General features: G+C 56.4%; 4 protein-coding genes and 1 pseudogene. 3 read left to right on the top strand and 2 right to left on the bottom strand.

Annotation, left to right across the window (positions count from 1 at the left end; all coding sequences use genetic code 11):
- Positions 1 to 399: 399 nt before the first annotated feature.
- From AAAC48_RS29435 to AAAC48_RS29425, 3 genes and pseudogenes are all read left to right on the top strand, one after another.
- On the top strand, positions 400 to 1,014 hold the full coding sequence (locus tag AAAC48_RS29435) for a type IV toxin-antitoxin system AbiEi family antitoxin domain-containing protein (protein WP_340657575.1): 615 nt from the start codon (positions 400 to 402) through the stop codon (positions 1,012 to 1,014).
- Positions 1,011 to 1,922: a nucleotidyl transferase AbiEii/AbiGii toxin family protein gene (locus AAAC48_RS29430; protein WP_340657574.1), complete on the top strand. Its 912-nt coding sequence runs from the start codon at positions 1,011 to 1,013 to the stop codon at positions 1,920 to 1,922. Before AAAC48_RS29435 ends, AAAC48_RS29430 begins: the two co-directional genes overlap by 4 nt.
- Positions 1,923 to 2,618: 696 nt before the next feature.
- Positions 2,619 to 2,741 (top strand): annotated as a pseudogene (locus AAAC48_RS29425) (4-hydroxybenzoate octaprenyltransferase); the annotation flags it as partial.
- A 29-nt stretch (positions 2,742 to 2,770) separates the two neighbouring features.
- Here the strand turns inward: AAAC48_RS29425 and AAAC48_RS29420 are convergent.
- Positions 2,771 to 3,235, bottom strand: coding sequence for an NUDIX domain-containing protein (locus tag AAAC48_RS29420; protein ID WP_340657573.1), 465 nt, complete (start codon positions 3,233 to 3,235; stop codon positions 2,771 to 2,773).
- A gap of 31 nt (positions 3,236 to 3,266) precedes the next feature.
- The gene (locus AAAC48_RS29415; RefSeq protein ID WP_340657572.1) at positions 3,267 to 3,974 is read right to left on the bottom strand and encodes a hypothetical protein; all 708 of its coding nucleotides are present in this window, start codon (positions 3,972 to 3,974) and stop codon (positions 3,267 to 3,269) included.
- Positions 3,975 to 4,645 lie beyond the last annotated feature (671 nt).

Genomic DNA, 4,645 nt, shown 5'->3' with positions numbered 1-4,645 from the left:
GACCTTCGGCCTGCCCGCTGAGATATTGCGAAGGAACGCGCGGCTGGAGGCGGGGCGGCCGCCTGACTTCGGGTCTGGCTGAGGTTTTCTGTCGCTATTGGCATCTGCGGAGCGCATTTTTTGGGTAAGCCGCCTACAATCCACTAAGCAGCGAGCCTGGGAATTGACCGCTCGACCAATCGCAGGAATCGGGTGTTGCGGGCCCCCACAACCACACCTTTTCGCGATATGCTAGCTTGGAGGGGCAAAGTGCTAAAATTCGCCCTAGTTTGAAGAATGTTCGACAGAAATTCAAACGGGATAGTCGTCGCCTGGATGATTCTTGCCTCCTTCTATCTGTCGTTCTGTTACAAATCCTTGTATATTGCAATTTGAGACCAAGGGTTTATAACGTCCATCATGATTACCCAAACCCACCGAGATCGCGCCCTGGAGGTCGCACGTCGACAAGGAATCGCGCGGGGTCGCGATTTCGATGCCGCCGGCGTTCCGCGCGTCTACCTGCAAAGGCTGCGCGACGAGGGAGTTCTCCAGCAGGTAGGTCGTGGCCTCTATAAACTGGCGAATGCTGAGGTCGCCAGTGCCACCAGCCTGGCTGAAGCCGCACGCATACAGCCAAAAGGGGTCATCGGCCTGCTGTCGGCGCTGCAATTCCACAATCTCACGACCCAGACGCCGCATGCCGTGTGGATGCTACTCGGGCCAAAGGACTGGGCGCCAACCAATCCATCGGTCTCGCTGAAGATCGTCCGCGCCAGCGGTGAGGCGCTGACGGCCGGCATAGAGACGCATCAGGTCGACGGCGTGCCTGTTCCAATCACGTCGCCAGCGAAAACCGTCGCTGACTGCTTCAAGCACCGCAACAAAATCGGCCTCGATGTTGCGATCGAGGCACTGCGGGACCTCATCAAATCGCGAAAGGGGCGGGCAGGGCTAAACGAGCTTTGGCGTTACGCTGAGATCGATCGCGTCCAGACAGTAATGCGGCCCTACATCGAGGCCATGGTTTCATGAAGACGCCGAAGAATATTGGCGTCTCTGTACGCGATCGGCTGACGCAGCGTGCTCGCGAACGTCGTGAGAACGCCCAGTTGCTGATGACGCGTTATGGCATCGAGCGTGTGCTCTATCGTTTGAGTGTTTCGCCGTACCGGGATCGCTTCGTGCTAAAGGGCGCGATGCTGTTCAGCCTATGGGCGCCTGTGCCCTACCGTGCCACTGGCGACCTTGATCTCCTCGGTTTTGGAGAGAACGCTCCTGCTACCATCGCCGCCATATTTGTTGAAATCCTTGCCACACAGGTTGAAGATGATGGGGTGATCTTCCGGCCGGAGACGCTGAGTGCCGCCCCGGCACGCGAGGAAGACGAATATGCTGGCGTGCGGTTGGACTTCGTGGCCGAACTCGCTGGCGCGCGCCTGCCCATGCATGTTGACATTGGATACGGCGATGTGATTACACCGGAGCCGGTCGACATCGAATATCCTGCACTTCTGGGACAGCCCGCGCCGCACCTGAGAGCCTATCCACCCGAAACTGTTGTGGCGGAGAAGTTCCAGGCCATGGTGGCGCTCGACATGCTCAATTCGCGCATGAAGGACTTCTTCGATCTGTGGGCCATCGCGGGCGCCTTCGCATTTGAAGGGGAGGTTCTGGCGCGAGCGATCCAGACGACCTTCGAGCGTCGCGAGACGCGGCTTCCCACCGAAACGCCAGTGGCGCTGACGGTGGGCTTCGCCGACGCAAAGCAAGTCCAATGGGCCGCGTTTCTGAGGCGGACCGAGATCGCCCTTGCACCTGAACCGCTTCCGGAAATCCAGGCGCGTATCGCCGAACTCGTGATGCCGCCGATGATCGCAACGACTGAGGCTGCGCCTTTCAATGCGCGTTGGGCGCCAGGCGGCCCCTGGATTGACGCATAGCATTTCAAGGTTGCAGATAGAATTCTAGGCTCAGCTATCAATGCAGCCGATGCCAACGATGGCATCGGTTTTCTAAGCGTGATACGTCTCAATGACGGTACTTTTAGAGTCAGAGTCGGGTGCGTTGTCGGAGGCCGCGAGGTACACAAATCGTCCGATTGACTCCGATAGCTGGCGAAACCTCAAAAAAAATTTTGAGGTGATTTTCTCTTTAAAATCAACAGTGTAACTTTTTGACAGGCCCAACGCCGGAGTTTTCTCGCCGCCAGAATAAATTTGCAAGCAATTTCAATTGGTTATATACTGTTTAACAATCGAGTGGGAGTGACAGGGGATAGTTCCGGGATAGTGTAGGATACTGTGGCGTAGGTTTTTCCTATCGATAGCACGGAATAGTAGTCGGGCGACTGCGAACGCCTTCGCTAACATCTTGATCGTCGGTGCGCATGCCGGCCGGATCGTCCGGTCGTGATCATTGCTCTCGATGGTGAGATTTGGGACTTTGCGGTCGGGCGGCTTTCAAACCGCGAATGGCAATACCGGACGTTCTTTCCGACCGACAAGGCTTCTTGCTCGGCATTCGTCATCCCCTTCGTGTCCAGACCATGATAGTCGATGCACCACTCAGACAGGGGCAGCTCCCGCAAAGTGCGGAGACTGGTCGAAATGCTCGAGCAGGAGTTCGGTGAGGGCCCGTACCTTGCCTGGCAGACCTAGCGGATAGACCTTGCCCGCCCCGAAGTGAATTACCGCCTGTTCCTCGCGAATATTCTAACCGGGGTGCTGTTGGCGGGCGTGGCCTTCGTAGGAACTTTGTGACAACATAGCCGCAAGCTGTCGCAGTAATCTCAGGAATTTTGCGAAACTTGATGCAACTGAATGATTTGAGCCAAACCTATCGGAAATAATTTCAAATCCCGGACAGCTAGTTCAGACAGGTCAGCCCAAACAACGCGCTGCTCTTGTCCGCTCTCGATGGTATAAATTTCCTCACGGCCGAAGAGGCTATTATCATTTAGTTCTACGTCGGCTGCGAAAACGATCTCATGGCCTGTGCGTCCTTCGAATTCAAAGATGTTTTCGATCGCGTGCCATGGACCCACGATAGAGATCGCAATGCCAAGTTCCTCCATGAACTCGCGGTGCAACGCCTGTTCACGCGTTTCTCCAAACTCGATCGATCCACCCAAAGGTCGAATGCCTTTCACAACACCGTCACTCCCGCGGATCTCTGATGCCAACAGCCGCCCGCTATCCCAAGCAAGCCCAATCACAATAGCGCGGATACCGGTCGGAGGTCGCCAGGTTGTCATGTTCTTATCCCGTCAGTTTCCAAAGTTGACTTCAGCAGAGGTCGATTTCAGAAGACGATTTCATAGGACCACTCAGCATGTGATCCGCCAAGCTGTAGCAGTGGCTCGCCTGATAGGCGTTCCGGCCCCGGTTCATGTGCGTCAGGTTGAACGCCCGGATGGCCTGCAACGCACGGTGCGCCGCGAGGAATTTGCCGATTGAGGAGAAGCCGCGGACCTTGATGCCGAAAATATCCTCGCCGCGGGGGAAGAAATAGCCGACGTCTTCCGGCGTCATGACACAGCGCTCAAGGAAAGCTTCGTCCACTTGGCCCTGATCGCTTGAATGGTCGGTGGTGAAATCGGAAAGATGCACCACGAATAGCGCGCGGATGCCCTCGCCGTCCGCATAGAGCGAGAAAAGCTCCATCCAGCTTGCATTGACGCGAACGAGCGCCTTGCCCGGCGTCGATGGCAGACAGGAAACCGACCAGTAGTGCCGCTCGGTCCGGCGCGGGATCGGGATGCAGTCGCTCCCGTAGCGCCGGAGAATCTCCAGGACCTCTTGCGCCTGCGGCCGGGTTAGCAGCTTCTCAAACCGCGCAACGTATCTGAGACGCAGTTCCAGGGACTCCGAGCGCTCGTCGGCGTCGCGCAGGATCGTCTTGCCGTGCATCCAATCGCGCTGCGGCTGGAGATCCAGAAATCGGCGCAGACCGGTGGTGCTTGGGCGGCGAGTCGCGCTCACTTCGGGTACCATGTCTGTTGATTTCCACTGAGAACTGACCCGGCATTTCCGCCGAGAATTGACCCGCCTTTATGTATGTTCTGGTCTGGGGTGGTGGTCAAGCTCCTGTTTTTCTCCTTCGTGTTTTTCATTTCGTGTACTGAACTGTTCTTGAATCGGAAGTTGTCGTTTCCGGTTTCGAGGATGTGGCAGTGATGGGTTACCCATCCCTCAGCTGCCCGTAGTGTCGGCTATAATCCCCTATGTCATCGGCCTTCCAGGACGACGTAGGGGGAGGCGCATTTTGAGACAGATCGCCCCAGCGCCTACTTCACTACCCCGCGAGTTGGTTGGGCGAAAATGGCTTTGGCATGAGGCAGAATTTCTCGCTTCGGTCAGGTTCTTCTTGAAGGCGCCCTCGGTGTACGCGTATCTCGTTGTCTGCCTAAGGGTCAGGATTCAATCTGGGATGAACTGCCAAGAGCCATCGCTTTCGGAATACGCCACGAACGGTAACTGTCTTGCCATTATGAGATTTAGACCAAGGTCTCACAAGGGCCACTATGCGACCTTGGGCTGAAGTCAAATGTGCAACTAGCCGACCTCCACTTTCAATGCGCGGTCGAGGGTGGCTTCTTCCGACCATTGAGCCTTGATCGGAAGAACCTCGGTTATTTAACCTATAAACTGACGAGGAAGCACAA

The sequence above is a fragment of the Phyllobacterium sp. genome, from assembly GCF_037994405.1.
In the GTDB taxonomy this organism is placed as follows: Bacteria; Pseudomonadota; Alphaproteobacteria; order Rhizobiales; family Rhizobiaceae; genus Phyllobacterium.
This window is presented reverse-complemented; position numbering and strand designations above follow the sequence as displayed.